The sequence below is a fragment of the Variovorax sp. 770b2 genome (assembly GCF_900115685.1).
GTDB lineage: Bacteria > Pseudomonadota > Gammaproteobacteria > Burkholderiales > Burkholderiaceae_C > Variovorax.
The window spans coordinates 366,311-386,936 of sequence record NZ_FOXJ01000003.1; the positions used below are offsets into that span (position 1 = coordinate 366,311).

The following is a 20,626-nucleotide window of genomic DNA, read 5'->3' on the forward strand; positions in this document are numbered from 1 at the left end:
TCCATTCGTCCACTGCCACAGGAGCCTTCATGGACCCGCTCGACGACGTCTTCGCCGCCATGCGCGTGCGCAGCGCCTTGTATGCCCGGCTCGAAGCCGGCGCCCCCTGGGGCGTGAGCCTGGCCGGCGGCGAGAGCGCGCGGTTCGGCCTCGTGGTGCGCGGCGGCTGCCTGCTGGAGGTCGAAGGCGTGGACCAGCCCGTCGCGCTGGCCGCGGGCGACTGCTATGTGCTGGCGCATGGCACGCCTTATGTGCTGCGCGATCACCCGAACACGCCCGCGGTGAGCTGCGCCTCGGTCATTCGCGACCGCATCGGCGGCCTTGTAGAGCTCGGTGGAACGGGCACTGCGTGCTCGGTGATCTGCGGCTGGTTCCACTTCGACCAGCGCGCCGCGCGCCCGCTGCTGGACCTGCTGCCGGTGCTGCTGCACGTGAAGATGGAACAAGCCCGCGCATTGGCGCTTCAGGGCACCCTGCAACTGCTCGCAATGGAAACCGGCGAGCCCGGCCTGGGCTCCGGCCTGCTGGTGAGCCGGCTGGCGGACATCGTGTTCGTCCAGGCGGTGCGCGCCCACGTCGCGGCCGTCGGCGATTCGCAGACGGGCTGGCTGGCCGCGCTGGCCGACGTGCGCATCGGCCCCGCCCTGCGCGCAATGCACAAGGACATGGCGCGCGACTGGACGGTGGAAGCACTGGCGTCTGCCGCGAGCCTGTCGCGCTCGGCCTTCGCGCAGCGCTTTCGCGAACGCGTAGGCCAGGCGCCGCTGGAGTACCTCACGCAGTGGCGCATGTTCAAGGCCGGCAACATGCTGGGCCAGGGCAATGCAGCGATGGGCACCATCGCCGGCGCGGTGGGCTACGAATCGGAAGCCGCGTTCAGCAAGGCCTTCAAGCGCGAGAAGGGCATGGCGCCCGGTGCGTGGCGCGCGGCGGCGCGCGAAAGCGTCACGGCCTGAGAGGTTTGTTCAATCCGCCTTGGCCGCGTGCCTGAACTGCGTGGTCGCAAAGGCCCAGGTCATGCGCGTGGCATCGGGCCCGGCCGCATCGCTGAACAGCAGCTTCGACGCACCGCCGCTCCACGCATGCCCCAGCCCCGCGATCTCGCACAGCGAAACCACTGTGCGGCCCTTGCGCTTGAAGTCGGTCACGCGCATCGGGCGGCGCTTGCCGCGCTGCACGTCGCGTGGCAAGCCGGGCCGCGCGCCCATGGCCGTGGCCCACACGGCGGCGCTGTTGACGGCATTGCTGGGCGCCACCACCGCATCGGCATCGCCGTGCAGCACGAGCATCGGCGGCAGGGTCGCGAAGACGGCCGCGGCGCCCATCGCCTTGCCGACCGCGGTGACGGGCATCGGCGGCACGTTCTGGCCGCGCATCGCGCCCAGCGCGGTGGCCGACGACTTCGCGGCACCGGGCGCCACGCCCGAATGCATGACGACGGCGCGAAAACGCTGCGGATAGCGCGTGGCCACCAGCGCCGCCATGCTGGCCCCGGCCGACAGGCCGGCCAGCGCGACGCGCTCGCGGTCCACGGGGTAGAGCATGCAGGCCTGGTCGACCGCGGCCATCAGCGTCGCGGCCTCGGCGTCGGCCTTGCCGGAGCGTCGCTCGTACCAGTTCCAGCAGCCTTGCGGATGCGCGAGCCGGTCCTGCTCGGGGTAGAGCACCAGGAAGCGCTGGCGCACGGCGAGTGCGTTCATGCGCGTGCTGGCCGCGAAGTCGCGCCCGGTCTGGCCGCAGCCATGCAGCATCACCATGAGCGGCAGCTTCTCGCCGGGCTTGAGCTGCAGGCCCGCGGGGCGGAACAGGTGATAGCCGCGCGCGCCACCCGCGCCGATCGCCACGCCGCTGAGCCAGTCGCCCTTGCCGGGCGGCGGCTTCAGGCGCTTGGCAGTCGCGCGCTGCACCTGGCCCGCCACGCGCTTGCTGTTGCGGAGGGTGATCCTGGTGAGCGCCTTCAGGTTGCGCTCGTACGCGCGGGCGAAGACGGAAGCAGTGGAACGACGGGCCATGGCGCAGTGTGAAGGCAAAGCGCCGGGCGGCCAAACCACCGCGAAACCGTTCAGTAGATCTCCGCGTTCAGTAGATCTCGGGAACGATCATGTTGGCGGGCACCGGCTGGCGCAGGTAGTCGTCGTGCCGCACGCGCGACGGCAGCTCGACCGGCGCGTGCGCCACTTCCTGGTAGGGCAGTTGGCCCAGCAGGTGGCTGATGCAGTTCAGGCGCGCCTTCTTCTTGTCCACCGCCTGCACCACCCACCACGGCGCCTCGGCGATGTGGGTGCGCTCCAGCATGATTTCCTTCGCCTTGGTGTATTCCTCCCAGCGGCGGCGGCTTTCCAGGTCCATGGGGCTCAGCTTCCATTGCTTGAGCGGATCGTGGATGCGGCCGAGAAAGCGCATGTGCTGCTCGTCGTCGGTGATGGAGAACCAGTACTTGATGAGCTTGATGCCCGAGCGCACGAGCATCTTCTCGAACTCGGGCACGGTGCGAAAGAACTCCTCGTACTCGTCGTCGCTGCAAAAGCCCATCACGCGCTCCACGCCGGCGCGGTTGTACCAGCTGCGGTCGAAGAGCACCATCTCGCCGGCGGCCGGCAGGTGCGCGGCATAGCGCTGGAAGTACCACTGCGTGCGTTCGCGGTCGTTGGGCGCGGGCAGCGCGGCCACGCGGGCCACGCGCGGGTTCAGGCGCTGGGTGATGCGCTTGATGACGCCGCCCTTGCCCGCCGCATCGCGGCCTTCGAACAGGATGACGACCTTCTGCTTGCTGTGCTGCACCCAGTCCTGCAGCTTCACCAGCTCGCCCTGCAGCCGGAACAGTTCCTTGAAGTAGGCCTGGCGCGCGGCCTTGTCGGTGGCGGTGGGGGCCGAGGGGTCCAGGCCGTCGATGTTGCGGTCTTCGATCTCCAGCTCGAGCTCTTCGTCGTAGCTGTCGATCAGGTCGCGGGCGATGCGTTGCATCAGGTCTTCGTGGTCTGGAAGGGCGCTGGTCAGCATGATGGAAAAGAAGAAGTTGGGGAGAAGAAAAAAGCATGCTGCACGCCCCGTATGACTGCGGCGTGACGGTTTGACGGCGGCTTTCCGTAGGCCGACACGCCGTTGTCACACGCCGCGAACACCATGTGCAGCCACTCCAACACCTCAAAAACCGCCCATGAACACGCTCGCCGCCCCGAACACGGAGATGCCGGCCGCGCCCGCTGCGGCACACCGGCCCAAGCTGGACGCCAAGCCCGGCCCGGTCACGCTGATCACTTTCGTGGGCCTCCTGGCCGCGGGACTGCTCTTCACGGCGTGGAGCCTGGTGGGCGACGTCACGGCCTCGGGTGCGCCCATGACGACCTGGGTGCCCTACATCCTGCTGGGCGTGGCGCTGCTGATTGCGCTGGGCTTCGAGTTCGTCAACGGCTTCCACGACACCGCCAACGCGGTGGCCACGGTGATCTACACCCATTCGCTGCCGCCCAACTTCGCGGTGGTGTGGTCGGGCTTCTTCAATTTTTTGGGCGTGCTGGCGTCCAGCGGCGCGGTGGCCTTCGGCATCATCGCGCTCTTGCCGGTGGAGCTGATCCTGCAGGTGGGCTCGGGGGCAGGATTCGCGATGGTGTTCGCGCTCCTGATCGCCGCGATCATCTGGAACCTGGGCACCTGGTGGCTGGGCCTGCCGGCTTCTTCGTCGCACACGCTCATCGGCTCGATCATCGGCGTGGGCATTGCCAACGCGCTCATGCATGGACGCGACGGCACCAGCGGCGTCGACTGGGGCCAGGCCACCAAGGTGGGCTATTCGCTCCTGCTCTCGCCGATGGTGGGCTTCGGCTGTGCGGCCCTGCTGCTGCTGGCGCTGCGCGCCTTCGTGAAGAACCGCGCCCTCTATGAAGAGCCCAAGGGCAACACGCCGCCGCCGTGGTGGATTCGCGGCCTCCTGATCCTCACCTGCACCGGCGTGTCGTTCGCGCACGGCTCCAACGACGGACAGAAGGGCATGGGGCTGATCATGCTGATCCTGGTCGGCACGGTGCCGATGGCGTACGCGCTGAACCGCGCGATGCCCGCCAACGAGACGGTGAAGTTCGTGGCCGTGGCCGAGATGGCGCAGAACGCGCTCAGCCGCGGCGTGCCGACCTCGCTGCCTGCGCTGGTGCCCGCGGCGGCGCGCGACGCGCTCTCCACCTATGTGCGCACCCGCGAGTTCAACGACAGGGTCGTGCCCGCACTGGCCGCGACCGCCGGCAGCATCGGCCAGCAGGTGCGCGAGCACGGCTCGCTCGCCGCGGTGCCGGCCGAGGCCGTCGCCAACGTGCGCAACGACATGTACCTGGCCTCCGAAGCCATTCGCCACCTGGACAAGAGCGGCGCCGCGAAGTTCGACGAGGAGACCAAGCTGCGGGTCAACGCCCTCCGCCAGGAACTGGACGACGCGACGCGCTTCATTCCGCTGTGGGTCAAGATCGCCGTGGCCATCGCGCTGGGCCTGGGCACGATGATCGGCTGGAAGCGCATCGTGGTCACCGTGGGCGAGAAGATCGGCAAGACGCACCTGAGCTACGCGCAGGGCGCATCGGCCGAGGTGGTGGCGATGCTCACCATCGGCGCGGCCGACATGTATGGCCTCCCGGTCTCGACCACGCACGTGCTCTCCTCCGGCGTGGCCGGCACGATGACGGCCAGCGGCTCCGGCCTGCAGATGTCCACGCTGCGCAACCTGGCGCTCGCCTGGGTGCTGACGCTGCCGGTGGCCATGCTGCTGTCGGGTTCGCTCTACTGGCTTTTCACCCGTCTTTTCTGACACGTCTTTTCTGATCACGCACCTTGTCGGCATTCCATGATCTCGCCGCCCAGTCCTATGGCGGCGACGAAGCCGGGCTGATCTGCGGCTACCTGTTCGATGCCGCGGCGCCCGAGCCCGCGCGCGCCATCGATTCGGCGCAGGCGGCGGCGTGGCTCGGCGCGCAGCCCGAAGACACTGCCGATAACGCCGCCGATGGCGGCAACGGCGCGTACGTGTGGCTGCACTTCAACCTGAGCCACGCACAGGCGGAGCGCTGGCTCGTGCGGCACGCGAAGCTCTCCGACACCTTCTACGAGACGCTGCACGACGGCCTGCCCTCCACGCGCATCGAACGTGCCGACGACTCGCTGATCGCGGTCATCAACGACGTGCACTTCGAGTTCAGCTTCGAGCCCTCGGACATCTCCACGCTGTGGATCAGCGTGGGCCCGCGCCTGGTGGTCACGGCACGCACCAAGCCGCTGCGCTCGGTCGATGCGCTGCGCACGGCCGTGAAGGCGGGCGATGCGCCGCGCTCCAGCACCGAGCTGCTCGAGCACCTGTTGCGCGCGCAGGCCGACGTGCTGGTGAAGATCGTGCGCGGCGTCACCTCGCGCATCGACCACATCGAAGACGAACTGCTCGCCGGCCGGCTCGACCACAAGCGCGCACGGCTGGGCGTGCTGCGCCGCTTGCTCGTGCGCCTGCAGCGGCTGCTGGCGCCCGAGCCCGCCGCGCTGTTTCGCCTGCTGCAAGGGCCGCCGTCATGGATGTCGGAGCCCGACGCGCAGGAGCTTCGCGGCTCGACCGAGGAGTTCTCGGTGGTGCTGCGCGACATGCAGGCGCTGCAGGAGCGCATCAAGCTCTTGCAGGAAGAGATCGCCGCCAACGTCAACGAGGACAACAACCGCAGCCTCTTCGTGCTGACGGTGGTGACGGTGCTGGCGCTGCCGATCAACATCCTGGCGGGCCTGTTCGGCATGAACGTGGGCGGCATTCCGCTCGCGGAGCACAAGCACGGGTTCTGGATCGTGGTGGCGATCGTCGCGAGCTTCACGGCGGTGGCCGCTTGGGCGGCTTTCCGCAAGAAGCGCTGAGCCGCATGCAGCGGCGCAGTAATGCTATTTATTTAGTAGCACCTCGCGCAGCATCCATGCGCCCGCATCAGGGTTCCAGACCCCCTAGAATGGCGGGGTGTCCTCTATTCTCAATGCCGATCTTCACTGCCACTCCGTGGTCTCCGACGGCACATTGACGCCCGAAGCGCTGGCCGCTCGCGCAGCCGCCAACGGGGTCGAGTTGTGGGCCCTCACCGATCACGACGAAGTCGGCGGCCAGCACCGCGCAGCGGCCGCGGCGCGCGAGAACGGCATGCGCTATCTCACCGGCACCGAGATCTCGGTGACCTTCGCGAACGAAACCGTGCACATCGTCGGCCTGGGCTTCGACCCCGACGACGCTTCGATGACGCAGGGCCTCTACGACACGCGCGGCGGGCGCGGCAAGCGCGCACAGGAAATGTCCGAAGGGCTGGCCAAGGTCGGCATCCACGGCGCGTATGAAGGCGCGCTGAAGTTCGTCGGCAATCCCGAATTGATTTCGCGCACGCACTTCGCGCGCTTCCTGGTCGAGCAGGGCCACTGCCGCGACACCTCCGAGGTGTTCCGCAAATTCCTCACCGAAGGCAAGCCCGGCTACGTGCCGCACCGCTGGGCCTCGCTGAAAGATGCCGTGCACTGGATCACCGCCGCCAAGGGCATGGCCGTGATCGCGCACCCGGGCCGCTACAAGTTCTCGGCCAACGAGGAATACGCGCTGTTCCTCGAATTCAAGGCGCATGGCGGCCAGGCGATCGAGGTCGTCACCGGCAGCCACACCCCGGCCGAATATGTCGAGTACGCCGACAAGGCGCTCGAGTTCGATTTCGCCGCATCCCGCGGCAGCGATTTCCACAGCCCCGACGAGAGCCATTGCGATCTCGGCAAGCTGCCACCGTTGCCTGGCGCCTTGACGCCGGTGTGGGAACTGCTCGGCCATCGCATCCAGCAGTGAGCCAGAGCCCCGGGCCCGGCATCGACAGCGCGGCCAGCGCCGCACTGGCGAACGCACGTGCCGCACAGCAAATGAGCCGCAGCAAGGAATCCGAACGCATCCTCGCGGGCATCGGCATGGTGATCGTCGCCGTGGCCTGCTTCGCCACGCTGGACACGGCCACCAAGGCATCAACGGCCGGCGTGCCCATCTTGATGGGCGTGTGGTTCCGCTATGCCTTCCAGGCCGCGGCCACCACGGCGGTGCTGCTGCCGCTGCACGGAACGGCGCTCTTGCGCACCCGGCACCCCCGCTACCAGCTGCTGCGCGGCGCGCTGCTGCTGGTGTCGAGCACGCTGGCCTTCCTGAGCCTGCGCTACATGCCGCTGGCCGAGTTCACCTCGATCGTGCTGATCGCGCCGCTGGTGATCACGCTGCTGGCTGCGACCACGCTCAAGGAGTACGTCTCGCCGCTGCGCTGGGCGCTGGTGGCGGGCGGCTTCATCGGCACGCTGGTGATCCTCAGGCCAGGCGGCGATGCGTTCAGCTGGGCGATCCTTTTGCCGATCGGCCTGGTGCTGACCAACGCCTGGTTCCAGGTGCTCACGAGCAAGCTCGCGCAGACCGAGAACCCGCTCACCATGCATTTCTATACGGGCTGGGTCGGCGCGCTCATCGCGTCGCTCGCGCTGCCTTTCGCATGGACCGCCCTGCCTTCGTGGGAATGGTGGGCGCTGCTGTGCCTCATGGGGTTCATGGGAACGGTGGGGCACTTCATCCTCATCCTGGCCTACCAGCGGGCGCCGGCCTCCACGCTCACGCCGTACCTCTATGCGCAGATCGCCTTTGCCATGCTGGGCGGCTGGCTCATCTTTTCCCAAGTGCCCGACCGTTATTCGCTCATCGGCATTTCGATGATCGCGGTCTGCGGCGCCGCCGGTGCGTGGCTCACGGTGCGCGAGCGCCGCGTGCCCATCGAACCGGCGGAATCCTGATCAGGAGACAGTTCCATGGCCCAGTACTTCGAAGTCCATCCCGAGAACCCGCAGCAGCGGCTGCTGAAGCAAGCCGTGACGCTGCTCGCGCGCGGCGAGATCGTGGCCGTGCCCACCGACTCCAGCTACGCGCTGGCCTGCCACCTGGACGACAAGGACGCGGTCGACCAGCTGCGCCGCATCCGCCAGGTCGACGAGAAGCATCACCTCACGCTGCTGTGCCGCGACCTGAGCGAGCTGGCCAACTATGCGCGGGTCGACAACAAGCAATACCGGCTGCTGAAGGCCGCCACGCCGGGCCCGTACACCTTCCTGCTCGAAGCGACCAAGGAAGTGCCGCGGCGCGTGAGCCATCCGCAGCGCAAGACCATCGGCCTGCGCGTGCCCGACCACAAGGTGCTGCTGGAGCTGCTCGCGCTGCACGGCGCGCCGCTGCTGGCCACCACGCTGATCGCGCCCGGCGAGACCGAGGCGCTGAACGACGCGCAGACTATTCGCGAACGCTTCGAAAAGCAGATCGGCGCGGTCATCGACGCCGGCGCCTGCCCGTCGCAACCGACCACCGTGGTCGACCTGACGCCCATGGGCACGGGCGACGATCCGGTGGTGGTGCGGCAGGGACGCGGGGCGCTCGGCGTGCTCGGTCTCTGAAAGAAGTTGGGACCGATAACTAATGCTCGTCTGACACAATCGCCCAGTGGATATTTCCAATCTCATACAGACCGTCCTGATCTACGCACTGCCCGTGATCTTCGCGATTACCGTGCACGAGGCGGCCCACGGCTATGTGGCTCGCCACTTCGGCGACAACACCGCCGAGTCGATGGGCCGGGTCACGCTCAATCCCCTGAAGCACATCGACCCCATCGGGACCATCCTGATGCCGTTGATGCTGTACTTCGCGACCTCGGGTGCCTTCCTGTTCGGCTATGCCAAGCCGGTGCCGGTGAACTTCGGACGGCTGCGCCATCCCAAGCGCGACATGATCTGGGTGGCGCTGGCGGGGCCGGTGTCGAACTTCATCCAGGCCATCCTCTGGGCCTTGCTGCTGGTGGCGCTGGTCGCGGCCGGTGTCGATGAAACCTTTTTCATCAAGATGGCGCAGGGCGGCGTTCTGGTCAACCTCGTGATGTGGGCCTTCAACCTGTTTCCGCTGCCTCCGCTCGACGGCGGACGCGTGCTGGCCGGGCTGCTGCCCAGCGGACCGGCGCAGAATTTTCTCGCGCGCATCGAGCCCTACGGCTTCTTCATCGTGATGGCGCTGGTGCTCGCCGGCGTGGTCAGCACCTTCTGGCTGCGGCCCCTGATGGACGTGGGCTACTTCGTCATCAACCTCATCATCACGCCGCTCAAGGCATTGCTGCTCTAAGTCTGTTCGTTCCATGGCCTCGTCTTCTTCCGCTCCCCTGCGCGTCCTGACCGGGATCACCCCGTCCGGCACGCCCCATCTCGGCAACTACGTCGGCTCGATCCGCCACTCGGTGCGGCAGAGCGTCGCGCCGGGCGTGGAGAGCTTCTTCTTCCTGGCCGACTACCACGCGCTCATCAAGGTGCAGCAGCCGGCGCTGATCCAGCGCTCCACGCTCGAAATTGCCGCGAGCTGGCTGGCCTGCGGGCTCGACCCGGAACGCGTGACCTTCTACCGCCAGTCGGACATCGCAGCGATTCCCGAACTCACCTGGTTCCTCACCTGCGTCACCGGCAAGGGCGTGCTCAACCGCGCGCACGCCTACAAGGCCCAGCTCGACAAGAACATCGCCAAGGGCGAGGACCCCGACGCGGACGTGACCGCCGGCCTCTTCATGTATCCGGTGCTGATGGGCGCCGACATCCTGATGTTCAACGCCCACAAGGTGCCCGTGGGCCGCGACCAGGTGCAGCACATCGAGATGGCGCGCGACATGGCGCAGCGCTTCAACCACCAGTACGGCGAGCACTTCACGCTGCCCGAAGCCGAGATCGACGATGCCGTCGCCACCCTGCCCGGCCTGGACGGCCGCAAGATGAGCAAGAGCTATGGCAACACGATCCCGCTGTTCGCGCCGCGCGCGTACCTGCAGAAGCAGATCGCCAGCATCGTGACCGACTCGCGCGCGCCCGGCGAGCCCAAGGAAACCGAGGGCTCCGCGCTCTTCCAGATCTACCAGGCCTTTGCCGATGCCGAGGAAACCGAGATGCTTCGCAAGGCTTACGCCGACGGCATCGGCTGGGGCGACGCCAAGCAACTGCTGTTCGAGCGCATCGAAGTCGAAGTGGCACCGCTGCGAAAGCGCTACGAGGCGCTGATGAGCGATCCGGCCGAGATCGAGCGCATCCTGCTCATCGGCGCCGAGAAGGCCAGCGCCCTGTCGCAGCCCTTCATGACGCGCCTGCGCCACGCGGTGGGCCTGCGCAACCTCGCGGCGGGCCGCGACAAGGGCAACGCCAAGGCGGCCAAGGTCGCCAGGCCCAGCTTCAAGCAATACCGCGAGCGCGGCGACGGACTCTTCTATTTCAAGCTGCTCGATGCGCGCGGCGAAACCCTGCTGCAGAGCCGTGGATTTGCCTCGCCGCAGGAAGCCGGCCGTACCATCGCGGTCTTGCAGGTTGAGCGCGGTGCGGCGCTGGCCGCGATGGCCGCGCAGATGGAACCCATCGACACAGAACAAACACGCGCCGTGACAGAGGCGCTGGAGGCATTGGCGGAAGCAACGACCACAACAGATGGAAGTTGACCCGGCAAGGGCCCACCGGCTTATCCGCCGGTGAGCGAGACGAGAGAAGACGGTGCGATCACAAAGGAAGAAAACATGAGCATTTATGTCATCGACGACCACCCCCTGATGCGCGACGCGATCGTGATGGTGTTGCGACGCCTGCGACCCGCCGAGAACATCGTCGAGCTCGAGCGGCTCGACAAGCTCGCCAGCTCGGTGCAGCAGCGTGGCGCGCCCACCCTTTTCTGCCTGGACCTGAAGCTTCCGGACACGAATGGCGTCTCGGGCGTGATCGCGGTCAAGCAGGTCTACCCCAACGTGCCGATCGCCGTGTATTCGGCGGCACCGGCCGCGGACATGGAAGACGCCTGCATCGAGGCGGGTGCCGACACCTACATCGAGAAGTCGGCAAGCTCCAACGAATTGGCGGCCGCTCTGCGCGGCCTGCTGATGGCGGGGTCGGAAGAAGCCGACGAGCCGCCGCTGGCGAGCAGCAAGCTTTCAAAACGGCAGACGCAGCTGATCGCCATGCTCGACAAGGGCATGAGCAATCGCGACATCGCGACCGACCTGGAGATCAGCGAGCACACGGTGAAGGTTCACCTGTGGCGCCTGTTCCGCCGGCTCGGTGTGAAGAGCCGCACGCAAGCGCTGCACTACGCCCGTACCAACGGCTTGCTGTCGGGCTGATCCCGGCGGCGAGAGACTGCCCCTTCGAAACCGCGCCCCGTGCGCGGTTTTCTTTGGGCTCTTTGGGCCCTTTGGGCAGCAGGCAGTACTTTCCTCTTCAGCCGCCCGAGGCGCTCACGCGCGCCTGGGCCACCGCTTCGTCGGCATCGTGCAGCGCCACGCGGAACACGCTGCCGCTGCCCAGCCGCGACCGCACGCTGATGGGGTGGCCCAGCACGTGCGAGAGCCGCGCCACGATGGCCAGGCCCAGGCCGAAGCCGTCGGACGTGCCGGCGTGGTCGGCCACCTTGTAGAACTCCAGGAACACGTCGCGCAGGTGCTCGGGCGCGATGCCGATGCCCGTGTCCCACACCTCCACGCGCATGCCCTCGCGCGTCTGCCGCGCGGCCAGCAGCACGCCGCCTTCGGTCGTGTACTTGATGGCGTTGGCCAGCAGGTTGCCGATCATGCGGCGCACGCGGATCGGGTCGGTGAGGAAGGAGCCCGCGGTCACGTGCACGCGGAAGTCCAGGCCGCGGCTCTCGGCCACCGGGCGGTACTGCAGTTCCAGGTCGTGCAGCAGCTCGGAGACGTCGACGCGCTCGATGTGCAGGCGCACCTGGCCCGAGTCGATGCGCGCGAGGTCGAACATCGAATCGAACAGCGCATTCACCGCGTGCGTGGCGCGCACGATCTTCGGCGCCAGTTCGAGCACCAGCTCGGGCTCGTTGCGCAGCCAGTCCGCGTACAGGGAAAGCGCCAGCACCGGCTGGCGCATGTCGTGCGCCGCACTGGCCAGGAAGCGCTTCTTCATCGCCACCGCCGACACCGCCGCCTGACGCTGCTGCGTGAGCGACTTGATCAGGATGTGGTTGTGGAACAGCAGCTCCAGGCTGTTGCGCGCCGTCTCGTGGATGTGGCGCCCCGCCCGCAGCAGCAGAAACCAGTGCAGGATCGGCAGGATCGGCATCAGGTAGCCGTACTGGAACTGCGGCTGGTGCAGGTTGATGGTGATCAGGCGCAGCAGCACCGCGCCCAGCATCGTGATGAACAGCGTGTTGACATAGCGCTTGAGCAGCGGCGGATGCAGCGCGAGGCCGTTGAGCGGAAAGGTGCCCACGCCGGCCACGATCAGCCAGCTCATGAACTGGTTCACCTGTGGCGTGCGCTCGAAGAACAGCAGGATCGACAGCCCCCACACCACCGCGCTGGTGCTCCAGATGAAGCCATAGCGTTCGGTGAACTGCTGCTGCGCCGCGGAACTGCGCCCGGCGTAGCGCACCGCATAGACGCGCGCGCCCCAGGCGCGGCAGGCCGTGGCGATGAAGCCGGCCAGGAGCCAGGTGAGCAGTTCCCAGCGAGGCACGTAGGCCCAGTTCAGGCCGACCATGGCCGGCATGAGCGCCGCGGACACGATGTAGGAGCCGCGCGCAGAGCGCATCAGGCTGCGGATCAGCTCGCCGCGCACCCATGATTCAGCCTCGTCGGCCGAGGCCGGTGCCGGTGTCAAGCTCGCGATCGACGGATTGGCCATATGGCACAGGCCCCTTGTTCTTATCCGGCAATTGAAGATGGGCCCCCATGAAAGAGGCACCGAGAGATGGCGATATTAACGGGCCGCCAGCTATTGTTTCCCAAGGTAACCACAGAAGGCCGGTCACCACAATTCGCAGATATTCGCGAATATCCGCAGACTCACCAAACAAGAAGGAACCCAACCGCATGCTGTCCCATGTTTTCGTCGGCGTGACCGACTTCGAGCGCGCCTTCGGTTTCTACACGGCGCTCATGGGCGAACTGCGCCTGACGCTGCGCTTTCGCGACGACGCCACGCCTTGGGCCGGCTGGCAAAGCCCCGATGCGCCGCGCCCCTTGTTCCTGGTCGGCGCGCCCTTCGACGGCCATCCAGCCACGATCGGCAACGGCCAGATGGTGGCGCTGCTGGCCGCCGACCGCGCCACCGTGGACCGCGCGCACGCCAGCGCGCTGGCCAACGGCGGCACCTGCGAGGGCCCGCCGGGCCCCAGGCCCCACTACCACCCGGACTACCATGGCGCCTACTTCCGCGATCCGGACGGAAACAAACTCTGCGTCTGCTGCCACACGCCACCGACATGCTGAACAACATCACCCCCTTCCTCGTCCACTGGGCCATCACCGGCGTCTCGCTCTGGGTGGCCAGCCACCTGTTTCGCGGGCTCAAGTTCGACAGCACCGGGGCGCTGGTGGTGTCGGCGCTGCTGCTCGGCCTGGCCAACGCGGTGGTGAAGCCGCTGTTGATCGTGCTCACGCTGCCGCTGACGCTGGTGACCTTCGGGCTGTTCCTGCTGGTCATCAACGCGCTGATGATCCTGCTGGTGGCTTCGCTGGTGAAGGGCTTCAAGGTCTCGGGCTTCTGGACCGCGCTCTTCGCGAGCATCTTCATCTCGCTCCTGAGCATCGTCATCGGCTCGTTCGTCACCAGCGACGACCCGGCCGAGAAGGTTCAGATGCCGCAGACCGGCAACTGGCTCTGAGGCCCACGCGGCGAGGCCCGCAAGAGCTTTTCCGGCGCGCGCGATGGAACCGCATTCCATACGGTCGTCAACATCGACCAAATCCCGGCCGCAGAGCGCTATTGCTCTCTTTTACGCGCCAAAGCATTGCCGACCGACGCCGCTTCGTCCAAGATGAGGCACGCCTCCGCGAGGAGCCGCGTGAAGCAAGGGGATGGAATGCGCATAGCAATACTCGACAACGAGCGGGATCAGCTGCGACTGGTCAACCACACCGCAACGAGCCTCGGACACGAGTGCCACGAATACACGGACGAAACCACGCTGGTGCAGGCGATGCAGGCGCAGCGTTTCGATCTGCTGATCCTGCACTGGCGCCTGCCCGGCATCGACAGCCCGGCGCTGGTGAGGGCGATACGGCGCGCCGCCGCCAACCGCCTTCCGATTCTTTTCACGACGCCCAGGGTCGACGCCGCGGACATGGCGATGAGCCTTCATGCCGGTGCCGACGATTTTCTGATCGCGCCCGTCTCCGGCGCCGAGCTCGAAGCGCGCATCGGCGGACTGCTTCGCCGCTCCTACCCGGCGCTGCACGAGCCCCAGCTGGTCTTCGGGCCCTACCAGTTCCTTCCGGCCTGGCGCACCGTCAAGGTCCGGGGCCGGCGCGTCGAACTGCGGCACCGCGAATACGACCTGGCGCTGTTTCTCTTCCGGAACATCGGGCGCCTGCTGTCGCGGGAGCACCTCTATGAAGAGATCTGGGGGGCCGACTTCCAGGTGCTCTCGCGCTCGCTCGACACGCACCTGTCGCGCGTGAGAGCCAAGCTCGACCTGCGGCCGTCCAACGGCTTCATGCTGGTGGCGCTGCGCAGCTTCGGCTACCGGCTCGACGTGATCGACGGCACCCCGCATGCGAAGGCACCGCCGGCGGCAAGGCAGCCGCGCGCGTCGATCCAGCCGCGTACCGCGAAGATGCCGGACATCGTCGCCGGGCCCGCGCCTTAGTCCAGCAGGCGTCCGGCGGTCCCGGCGGGGGACATCCCTGTCTTCGTTTTTTCGCCGCGCTGCGTTGTGAAAGTCCAGTCACAACAAATACGGGACTCTCATGAGGATCACCCACATCCTGCTGGCCGCCACGTTGGCCGCAACGGCCTTGCCTGCATTGGCGCAGGTGTCCGTCAACATCAACGTGCCCGGCATCGTCCAATTGCCTCCACCGGCCCCGCGCTACGAAAGCCTGCCGCGCCCTCGCTCCGGGCAGACCTGGGTGCCAGGGCACTGGCAATGGAACGAACGCGCCTACGCCTGGCGTCCGGGCTATTTCGTGGCCGCGCGTCCGGACTACGCCTATGCGCCGGGTCAATGGGTGCGGGCCGACGGCGGCTGGCGCTGGACGGAAGGCGACTGGCGGCGGGCGGAACGCCGCGAAAGACGCCATCGCCATGACCGGTACGAACAGCACGACCGCCATGACGATCGCGACGGTGGCTACCATTGCCCGCCCGGCCAGGCAAAGAAGGGGCGCTGCTGAGCGGTTCGCCCTGAGCAGGCAATAAAAAAGCGCCCAAGGGCGCTTGTTTATTGGAGGAGAGGGAGGGATTCGAACCCTCGGTACTATCGCTAGTACGCCTGATTTCGAGTCAGGTACATTCGACCACTCTGCCACCTCTCCGGTGCTGTCGAGCCCACGATTATAGCGGATAAAAACGGGGCGTCCGGGCCGCGCATTCAACCGCGCAACAGTTCCAGTCCGCCGATGTAGGGCCGCAATGCGGCGGGCACGTTGATCGAGCCGTCTTCGTTCTGGTGGTTCTCCAGCACCGCCACCAGCGCGCGCCCCACCGCCAGGCCGGAGCCATTCAGCGTGTGCACGAGTTCGTTCTTGCCCTGCGCGTTCTTGAAACGGGCCTGCAGCCGGCGCGCCTGGAAGGCTTCGCAGTTCGAGACCGAGCTGATCTCGCGGTAGGTGTCCTGCGCCGGCAGCCAGACCTCCAGGTCGTAGGTCTTGGTAGCGCCGAAGCCCATGTCGCCGGTGCACAGCAGCACCACGCGGTACGGCAGTTCCAATGCCTGCAGCACCGCCTCGGCGTGACCGGTCATCTGCTCGAGCGCGTCGTAGCTCTTCTCGGGATGCACGACCTGCACCATCTCGACCTTGTCGAACTGGTGCTGGCGGATCATGCCGCGCGTGTCGCGCCCCGCGCTGCCCGCCTCGGAGCGGAAGCACGGTGTGTGGGCCGTGAGCTTGATCGGCAGCTGCGACTCGGCCACCACCTCGTCGCGCACGAAGTTGGTCAGCGGCACTTCGCTGGTCGGGATGAGGTAGAGCGCCGAGTGATCGGGCGCGGGCTCGCCGTCCTGGCCGCCCTTCTTCGCGGCGAACAGGTCGCCCTCGAACTTGGGCAACTGGCCGGTGCCGCTCAGCGTGGCGGCATTGACGATGTAGGGCACGTAGCACTCGGCATAGCCGTGCTTCTCGGTCTGGATGTCGAGCATGAACTGCGCAAGCGCGCGATGCAGGCGGGCGATCGGCCCCTTCATCACGGTGAAGCGCGAGCCGGCCAGCTTGGCGCCCATCTCGAAATCGAGCCCCAGCGGTGCGCCCAGGTCCACATGGTCCTTCGCCGCGAAAGCGAGCGGCGTGGCGTTGGCGCCGGCGCCGCCTTGCGGGCTCCAGCGGCGCATCTCGACGTTGCCGGTTTCGTCCTCGCCGAGCGGCACGCTGGCGTGCGGCAGGTTGGGCACCGCGAGCAGCAGGGCCTGCAACTCGGGCTGGATCTCTTCGAGGCGCCTGGCGTGCGATTCCTGCTCGGCCTTGAGCGCGTTGACTTCGGCCATCAGCGCATCGGTCGACTCGCCCTTGGCCTTGAGCGGGCCGATCTGCTTGTTCAGCGTGTTGCGGCGCGCCTGGATTTCCTCGGAGCGGGTCTGGACGGTCTTGCGCTCGGCTTCGAGCGCGGTGAACGCCGACACGTCGAGGTAGGGCTGGTTCTTCTTGCGTTTTTCGAGGCCGGCCACAGCGGAGGCCAAGTCTTTTCGGAGCAGGGTGATGTCGAGCATGCGGGGATTTTAGGTGGGCGCGATGCCTGCGCCCTGCCCCGCCCCGAGTACCTCAGGCGACGGTGGCCGGATCCACGTTCGCACCACAGACGATCAGGCACACCTTCTCGCCCTCGCGCGGCACGTAGGCGCCGGTCTGCAGCGCCGCCAGCGGCAGTGCCGCGGCCGGCTCCACGGCGAGCTTCAGCTCTTTCCACAGCCACTGCTGCGCGGCGCGGATGGATTCGTCGGACAGCAGCAGCGCGTCCTGCACCTGCTGCTGCGTGATCTCCCAGGAGATCGCGCCGATACGGCGTGCACCGAGCGAATCGGCCGCGATGCCGCCCACGTCGACATCGACCGGCTCGCCGGCTTCCCGCGCGCGGAACAGCGTTGGCGCCTTCTCTGGCTCCAGCGCCACCACGCGGGCGCGCTTCTCGAACCAGCCGGCGAGGCCGCCGATCAGGCCGCCGCCGCCCACGCTCACGAGCACGGAATCGGGCAGACCGCCCTGCGCTTCGATCTCAAGCCCCAGCGTGCCCGCGCCGGCCACGACTTCAGGCTGGTCATAGGCATGCGTCAGCAGCGCGCCGGTTTCCTTCTGCCGCGTGAGGCAGGCGGCCAGCGCATCGGGATAGAGCTCGCCGACCACGACCACCTCGGCCCCCAGCGCCCGCAGACGCGCACGCTTGGCTTCGGGCGAGACACCGGGCAGGAACACCTGGCAACGCACGCCCAGTGCCTTGGCGGCGGCTGCGGTCGCGATGCCGGCATTGCCGCCCGAGGCCACGACCACGCCGCTCTCGGGAATGTCGTTGGCCAGCAGCCGGTTCATCATGCCGCGGGCCTTGAAGCTGCCGCTCACCTGCATGTGCTCGAGCTTGAGCCACACCTCTGCGCCGGGCGTCGCAAGGCCGAAGGCGGAGGCCGGCAGCTTCCAGAGCGGGGTCTGGCGCAGAAAATCGGCGGCGCGCTCGCTCAGCCTGCGGGAGGCGCTCTCTATTTCAGAGCGCCAGTGGGTCGTTTGCTGGTTCAAGAGATGTGTCCTGGCGGCGGAATGTCGTCGAGCTTGAGGCCCTTGGGAAGCGGAAACTTGATGGTTTCCTCGATGCCGTCCATCTTGCGGACCGACACCGCGCCGAAGGCCCGCACGCGATCGATCACCTCGCGCACCAGCACCTCGGGCGCCGAGGCGCCGGCCGTGAGGCCGACGCGGCCCTTGCCCTCGAACCACTCGGGCTTGAGCTCGTCGGCCGAGTCGACCATGTAGCTCTCGGTGCCCAGGCGCTGGGCCAGTTCGCGCAGCCGGTTGCTGTTGGAGCTGGTGGGGCTGCCGACCACGATCACGATGTCGACCTGCGGACTCATGATCTTCACCGCGTCCTGGCGGTTCTGGGTGGCGTAGCAGATGTCCTGCTGCTTGGGCTCGCGCACCTTCGGAAAGCGCGCGCGCACGGCGGCGGCGATTTCGGCCGCGTCGTCCACGCTCAACGTGGTCTGCGTGACGACCGCGAGCTTCTCGGTCTGCGCGGGCGACACATCGGCCACGTCGGCCACGTCTTCCACCAGGTGGATGCCGCTCGTGAGCTGGCCCATCGTGCCCTCGACCTCGGGGTGCCCCTTGTGGCCGATCATGATGAATTCGTAGCCCTCCTTGGCGAGCTTGGCGACCTCCACGTGCACCTTGGTCACCAGCGGGCAGGTGGCATCGAAGATGTCGAAGCCGCGGTCGCGAGCCTCCTGCTGCACTGCCTTGCTCACGCCGTGCGCGCTGAACACCAGCGTGGCGCCGGCCGGCACGTCGGCCAGGTCCTCGATGAAGATCGCGCCCTTGGCCTTGAGCTCGTTGACCACGTAGGTGTTGTGCACGATCTCGTGGCGCACGTAGATCGGCGCGCCGAACTTGGCGATGGCGCGCTCGACGATCTCGATGGCGCGGTCCACGCCCGCGCAAAAGCCGCGCGGCTCGGCAAGAAGGACTTCCTCGATGCCCGGGTTCACAGCACGCCGATCAATCGGACCTCGAAGGTCACGGGTTGGCCAGCCAGCGGGTGGTTGAAATCGAAGCGCACGCCGGTCTCGTTCGACTCGATCACCGCGCCCGCGTAGCTCCCCGTGCCGTCGGGCGTGGGGAACTGCACCACGTCGCCGACCGCGTATTTCTCGTCGGGGTCGCCCATCTGCGCGAGCAGCTTCTTCGCCACCCATTGCTGCATCTCGGGATTGCGGTCGCCGAACGCTTCGCCGGCAGGCAGCTCGAAGGTGGCGTGCGTGCCCTCTTCCAGGCCCAGCAGGCGCTGCTCCATCGCAGGCGAAAGTTCGCCGGTGCCCAGCGACAGGGTCGCCGGCTTGTCGGCGAAGGTGTTGATGATGTCGCCCGCCGGACCGGCCAGCCGGTAGTGCAGGGTCAGGAAGGAGCCGGAAGTCACGACATGGGACATTGGGGACATGGGAGCAGCGGAGGTAGGCAAAGACAAGGTGGGTGTCCCGATAAACTGGACTGCATTTTAAGGACGGGGGGCTTGCACCCGTCCCATTCAAGGTTTCCCAAGGTTTCGATGGCTTTCAAGGATCTCCCCGCCAACGCCCGCCCGCGCGAAAAACTCATCGCGCGGGGCGCCGCCGCATTGGCCGATGCCGAACTGCTGGCGCTGCTGCTGCGCACCGGCGTGCCGGGCAAGAACGTGCTCCAGATGGCACAGGAGCTGCTGGAGCGCTTCGGCGGCCTCTCGGGGCTCCTGCACACCGGCCCCGAAGACCTGAAGATCGTCAAGGGCATGGGCGGCGACGCCAAGCGCGCCGAGCTCATCGCGGTGCTCGAACTGGCCCGCCGCGCCATGGCCGAGCAGCTCAAGGAACGCACGGTGTTCGACTCGCCCGATGCGGTCAAGCAGTACGTGCAGCTGCACATCGGCTCGCGGCCGCACGAGGTGTTCGCGGTGCTGTTCCTGGACGTGCAGCACCGGCTGATCGTGCTGGAGGAACTGTTTCGCGGCACCCTCACCCAGGCCAGCGTCTACCCGCGAGAAATCGTCATGCGCGCCCTGCACCACCAGGCCGCGGCCGTGGTGCTGGCGCACAACCACCCCAGCGGCAGCATCGAGCCGTCGCGCGCCGACGAATCGCTCACGCAGACGCTGCGGGCCGCGCTCTCGCTGGTGGACGTTCGCGTGATCGACCACGTCATCGTGAGCCCGGGCCAGAGCTTCTCGATGGCCGAGAAAGGAGTGCTCTGATGGCCTCGCGCCCCCCTTCCATCAAAAACCTCGCCGACCTCAAGCAGGTGCAGCGCGTGCTGGCCGAAACGCGCGAGCGCGAAGCGGCCGAGGCGGCCGCCAAGGCCGCCGCCGAACGCAAACGCGCCGCCGAGAAAGACCTGTTCGCGCGCGCCATCGGCGCCACAGAGCCGCTGCGCCGCAAGGCCTCGGTGCCGCTCGCACCCGAGCCGCCCGCGCCGATTCCGGTCCAGCACCAGCTCGACGAGCAGCGCGTGCTGCGCGAATCGCTCTCCGACGAGTTCGACGTGACCACGCTGCTGGATGTCGACGACGCCATGAGCTTTCGCCGCCCGGGCATCGGCACCGACGTGACGGCGCGGCTGCGCAAGGGCGACTGGTCGATCCAGGCGCAGGTCGACCTGCACGGCCTGCGCAGCGACGAGGCGCGCGAGGCGCTCGGCGGCTTCATCCGCACCTCGCACAAGCAGGGCCTGCGCTGCGTGCGCGTGGTGCACGGCAAGGGGCTGGGTTCGCCCGGCAAGCAGCCGGTGCTCAAGACCAAGACGCAGCGCTGGCTGATCCAGAAGAACGAGGTGCTCGCGTTCGTGCAGGCCAAGCCGGCCGAGGGTGGCGCGGGCGCGCTGGTGGTGCTGCTGGCGCCGGTGCGGCGCTGAAGCCGGCCTGCGGGCGCCCCTCGGGGCGCTGCGCG

22 protein-coding genes and 1 tRNA gene are annotated in these 20,626 nt (G+C 67.6%); 15 read left to right on the forward strand and 8 right to left on the reverse strand.

Annotated elements, in window-relative coordinates; all coding sequences use genetic code 11:
* Positions 1-29: 29 nt before the first annotated feature.
* Positions 30-956: an AraC family transcriptional regulator gene (locus BM133_RS20965; protein ID WP_093437862.1), complete on the forward strand. Its 927-nt coding sequence runs from the start codon at positions 30-32 to the stop codon at positions 954-956.
* Between the two features lie 9 nt (positions 957-965).
* Here the strand turns inward: BM133_RS20965 and BM133_RS20970 are convergent, their stop codons facing one another.
* Entirely contained in the window at positions 966-2,012 is a 1,047-nt protein-coding gene (locus BM133_RS20970; protein WP_093437864.1) for an extracellular catalytic domain type 1 short-chain-length polyhydroxyalkanoate depolymerase, read from the reverse strand.
* A gap of 67 nt (positions 2,013-2,079) precedes the next feature.
* A complete protein-coding gene (gene ppk2, locus BM133_RS20975) occupies positions 2,080-3,000 on the reverse strand; it encodes a polyphosphate kinase 2 (RefSeq protein ID WP_177224895.1) in 921 nt (306 codons plus the stop codon).
* A 157-nt stretch (positions 3,001-3,157) separates the two neighbouring features.
* Here ppk2 and BM133_RS20980 point away from each other — a divergent pair, with 157 nt between their 5' ends.
* The 8 genes from BM133_RS20980 to BM133_RS21015 all read left to right on the forward strand — a co-directional run bounded on the left by BM133_RS20980 (position 3,158) and on the right by BM133_RS21015 (position 11,186).
* Positions 3,158-4,792 carry an inorganic phosphate transporter gene (locus BM133_RS20980; protein WP_093437869.1) on the forward strand — a complete coding sequence of 545 codons (1,635 nt, stop codon included), beginning with the start codon at positions 3,158-3,160 and terminating at the stop codon, positions 4,790-4,792.
* A 23-nt stretch (positions 4,793-4,815) separates the two neighbouring features.
* Positions 4,816-5,871, forward strand: coding sequence for a transporter (locus BM133_RS20985; protein ID WP_093437872.1), 1,056 nt, complete (start codon positions 4,816-4,818; stop codon positions 5,869-5,871).
* A 97-nt stretch (positions 5,872-5,968) separates the two neighbouring features.
* Positions 5,969-6,826 (forward strand): 3',5'-nucleoside bisphosphate phosphatase, encoded by an 858-nt coding sequence (locus BM133_RS20990; RefSeq protein WP_093437874.1) that lies wholly within the window; start codon positions 5,969-5,971, stop codon positions 6,824-6,826.
* Positions 6,823-7,800: a DMT family transporter gene (locus BM133_RS20995; protein ID WP_093437877.1), complete on the forward strand. Its 978-nt coding sequence runs from the start codon at positions 6,823-6,825 to the stop codon at positions 7,798-7,800. The genes BM133_RS20990 and BM133_RS20995 overlap by 4 nt, the downstream gene beginning before the upstream one ends.
* A gap of 15 nt (positions 7,801-7,815) precedes the next feature.
* Complete coding sequence (locus BM133_RS21000; protein ID WP_093437880.1) at positions 7,816-8,451, forward strand: L-threonylcarbamoyladenylate synthase; 636 nt, start codon at positions 7,816-7,818, stop codon at positions 8,449-8,451.
* A gap of 46 nt (positions 8,452-8,497) precedes the next feature.
* Positions 8,498-9,169 carry a site-2 protease family protein gene (locus BM133_RS21005; protein ID WP_093437882.1) on the forward strand — a complete coding sequence of 224 codons (672 nt, stop codon included), beginning with the start codon at positions 8,498-8,500 and terminating at the stop codon, positions 9,167-9,169.
* A gap of 13 nt (positions 9,170-9,182) precedes the next feature.
* Complete coding sequence (locus tag BM133_RS21010; RefSeq protein WP_093437885.1) at positions 9,183-10,514, forward strand: tryptophan--tRNA ligase; 1,332 nt, start codon at positions 9,183-9,185, stop codon at positions 10,512-10,514.
* Between the two features lie 75 nt (positions 10,515-10,589).
* Positions 10,590-11,186 (forward strand): LuxR C-terminal-related transcriptional regulator, encoded by a 597-nt coding sequence (locus BM133_RS21015; protein WP_013543036.1) that lies wholly within the window; start codon positions 10,590-10,592, stop codon positions 11,184-11,186.
* 97 nt (positions 11,187-11,283) lie between these two features.
* Here the strand turns inward: BM133_RS21015 and BM133_RS21020 are convergent, their stop codons facing one another.
* Positions 11,284-12,699, reverse strand: coding sequence for a surface-behavior sensor histidine kinase ShkS (locus tag BM133_RS21020; RefSeq protein ID WP_093437888.1), 1,416 nt, complete (start codon positions 12,697-12,699; stop codon positions 11,284-11,286).
* 188 nt (positions 12,700-12,887) lie between these two features.
* Between BM133_RS21020 and BM133_RS21025 the strand changes: the two genes are divergently transcribed.
* The 4 genes from BM133_RS21025 to BM133_RS21040 all read left to right on the forward strand — a co-directional run bounded on the left by BM133_RS21025 (position 12,888) and on the right by BM133_RS21040 (position 15,191).
* Entirely contained in the window at positions 12,888-13,286 is a 399-nt protein-coding gene (locus BM133_RS21025) for a VOC family protein (RefSeq protein WP_093437891.1), read from the forward strand.
* Positions 13,280-13,681 carry a phage holin family protein gene (locus BM133_RS21030; RefSeq protein WP_093437893.1) on the forward strand — a complete coding sequence of 134 codons (402 nt, stop codon included), beginning with the start codon at positions 13,280-13,282 and terminating at the stop codon, positions 13,679-13,681. The genes BM133_RS21025 and BM133_RS21030 overlap by 7 nt, the downstream gene beginning before the upstream one ends.
* Positions 13,682-13,879: 198 nt before the next feature.
* Complete coding sequence (locus tag BM133_RS21035; RefSeq protein WP_093437896.1) at positions 13,880-14,665, forward strand: response regulator transcription factor; 786 nt, start codon at positions 13,880-13,882, stop codon at positions 14,663-14,665.
* A 100-nt stretch (positions 14,666-14,765) separates the two neighbouring features.
* Complete coding sequence (locus tag BM133_RS21040; RefSeq protein ID WP_093437900.1) at positions 14,766-15,191, forward strand: YXWGXW repeat-containing protein; 426 nt, start codon at positions 14,766-14,768, stop codon at positions 15,189-15,191.
* 51 nt (positions 15,192-15,242) lie between these two features.
* On the opposite strand, the gene BM133_RS21045 is transcribed toward BM133_RS21040, so the two are convergent.
* The 5 genes from BM133_RS21045 to BM133_RS21065 form a co-directional block, all read right to left on the reverse strand.
* A tRNA-Ser gene (locus BM133_RS21045) sits at positions 15,243-15,332 on the reverse strand.
* Between the two features lie 56 nt (positions 15,333-15,388).
* The gene (gene serS, locus BM133_RS21050) at positions 15,389-16,720 is read right to left on the reverse strand and encodes a serine--tRNA ligase (RefSeq protein WP_093437903.1); all 1,332 of its coding nucleotides are present in this window, start codon (positions 16,718-16,720) and stop codon (positions 15,389-15,391) included.
* 52 nt (positions 16,721-16,772) lie between these two features.
* A complete protein-coding gene (locus BM133_RS21055) occupies positions 16,773-17,735 on the reverse strand; it encodes a threonine/serine dehydratase (protein ID WP_093437906.1) in 963 nt (320 codons plus the stop codon).
* Positions 17,732-18,700, reverse strand: a complete 969-nt coding sequence (gene ispH, locus BM133_RS21060) for a 4-hydroxy-3-methylbut-2-enyl diphosphate reductase (RefSeq protein WP_093437908.1) — start codon at positions 18,698-18,700, stop codon at positions 17,732-17,734. The genes BM133_RS21055 and ispH overlap by 4 nt, the downstream gene beginning before the upstream one ends.
* Entirely contained in the window at positions 18,697-19,140 is a 444-nt protein-coding gene (locus tag BM133_RS21065) for an FKBP-type peptidyl-prolyl cis-trans isomerase (RefSeq protein ID WP_093437911.1), read from the reverse strand. The genes ispH and BM133_RS21065 overlap by 4 nt, the downstream gene beginning before the upstream one ends.
* A 117-nt stretch (positions 19,141-19,257) precedes the next feature.
* On the opposite strand from BM133_RS21065, the gene radC reads away from it, so the two are divergent.
* Positions 19,258-19,935, forward strand: a complete 678-nt coding sequence (radC, locus tag BM133_RS21070) for a RadC family protein (protein WP_093437912.1) — start codon at positions 19,258-19,260, stop codon at positions 19,933-19,935.
* Positions 19,935-20,591: a Smr/MutS family protein gene (locus BM133_RS21075; protein ID WP_093437915.1), complete on the forward strand. Its 657-nt coding sequence runs from the start codon at positions 19,935-19,937 to the stop codon at positions 20,589-20,591. The genes radC and BM133_RS21075 overlap by 1 nt, the downstream gene beginning before the upstream one ends.
* The last annotated feature ends 35 nt before the right edge of the window (positions 20,592-20,626 follow it).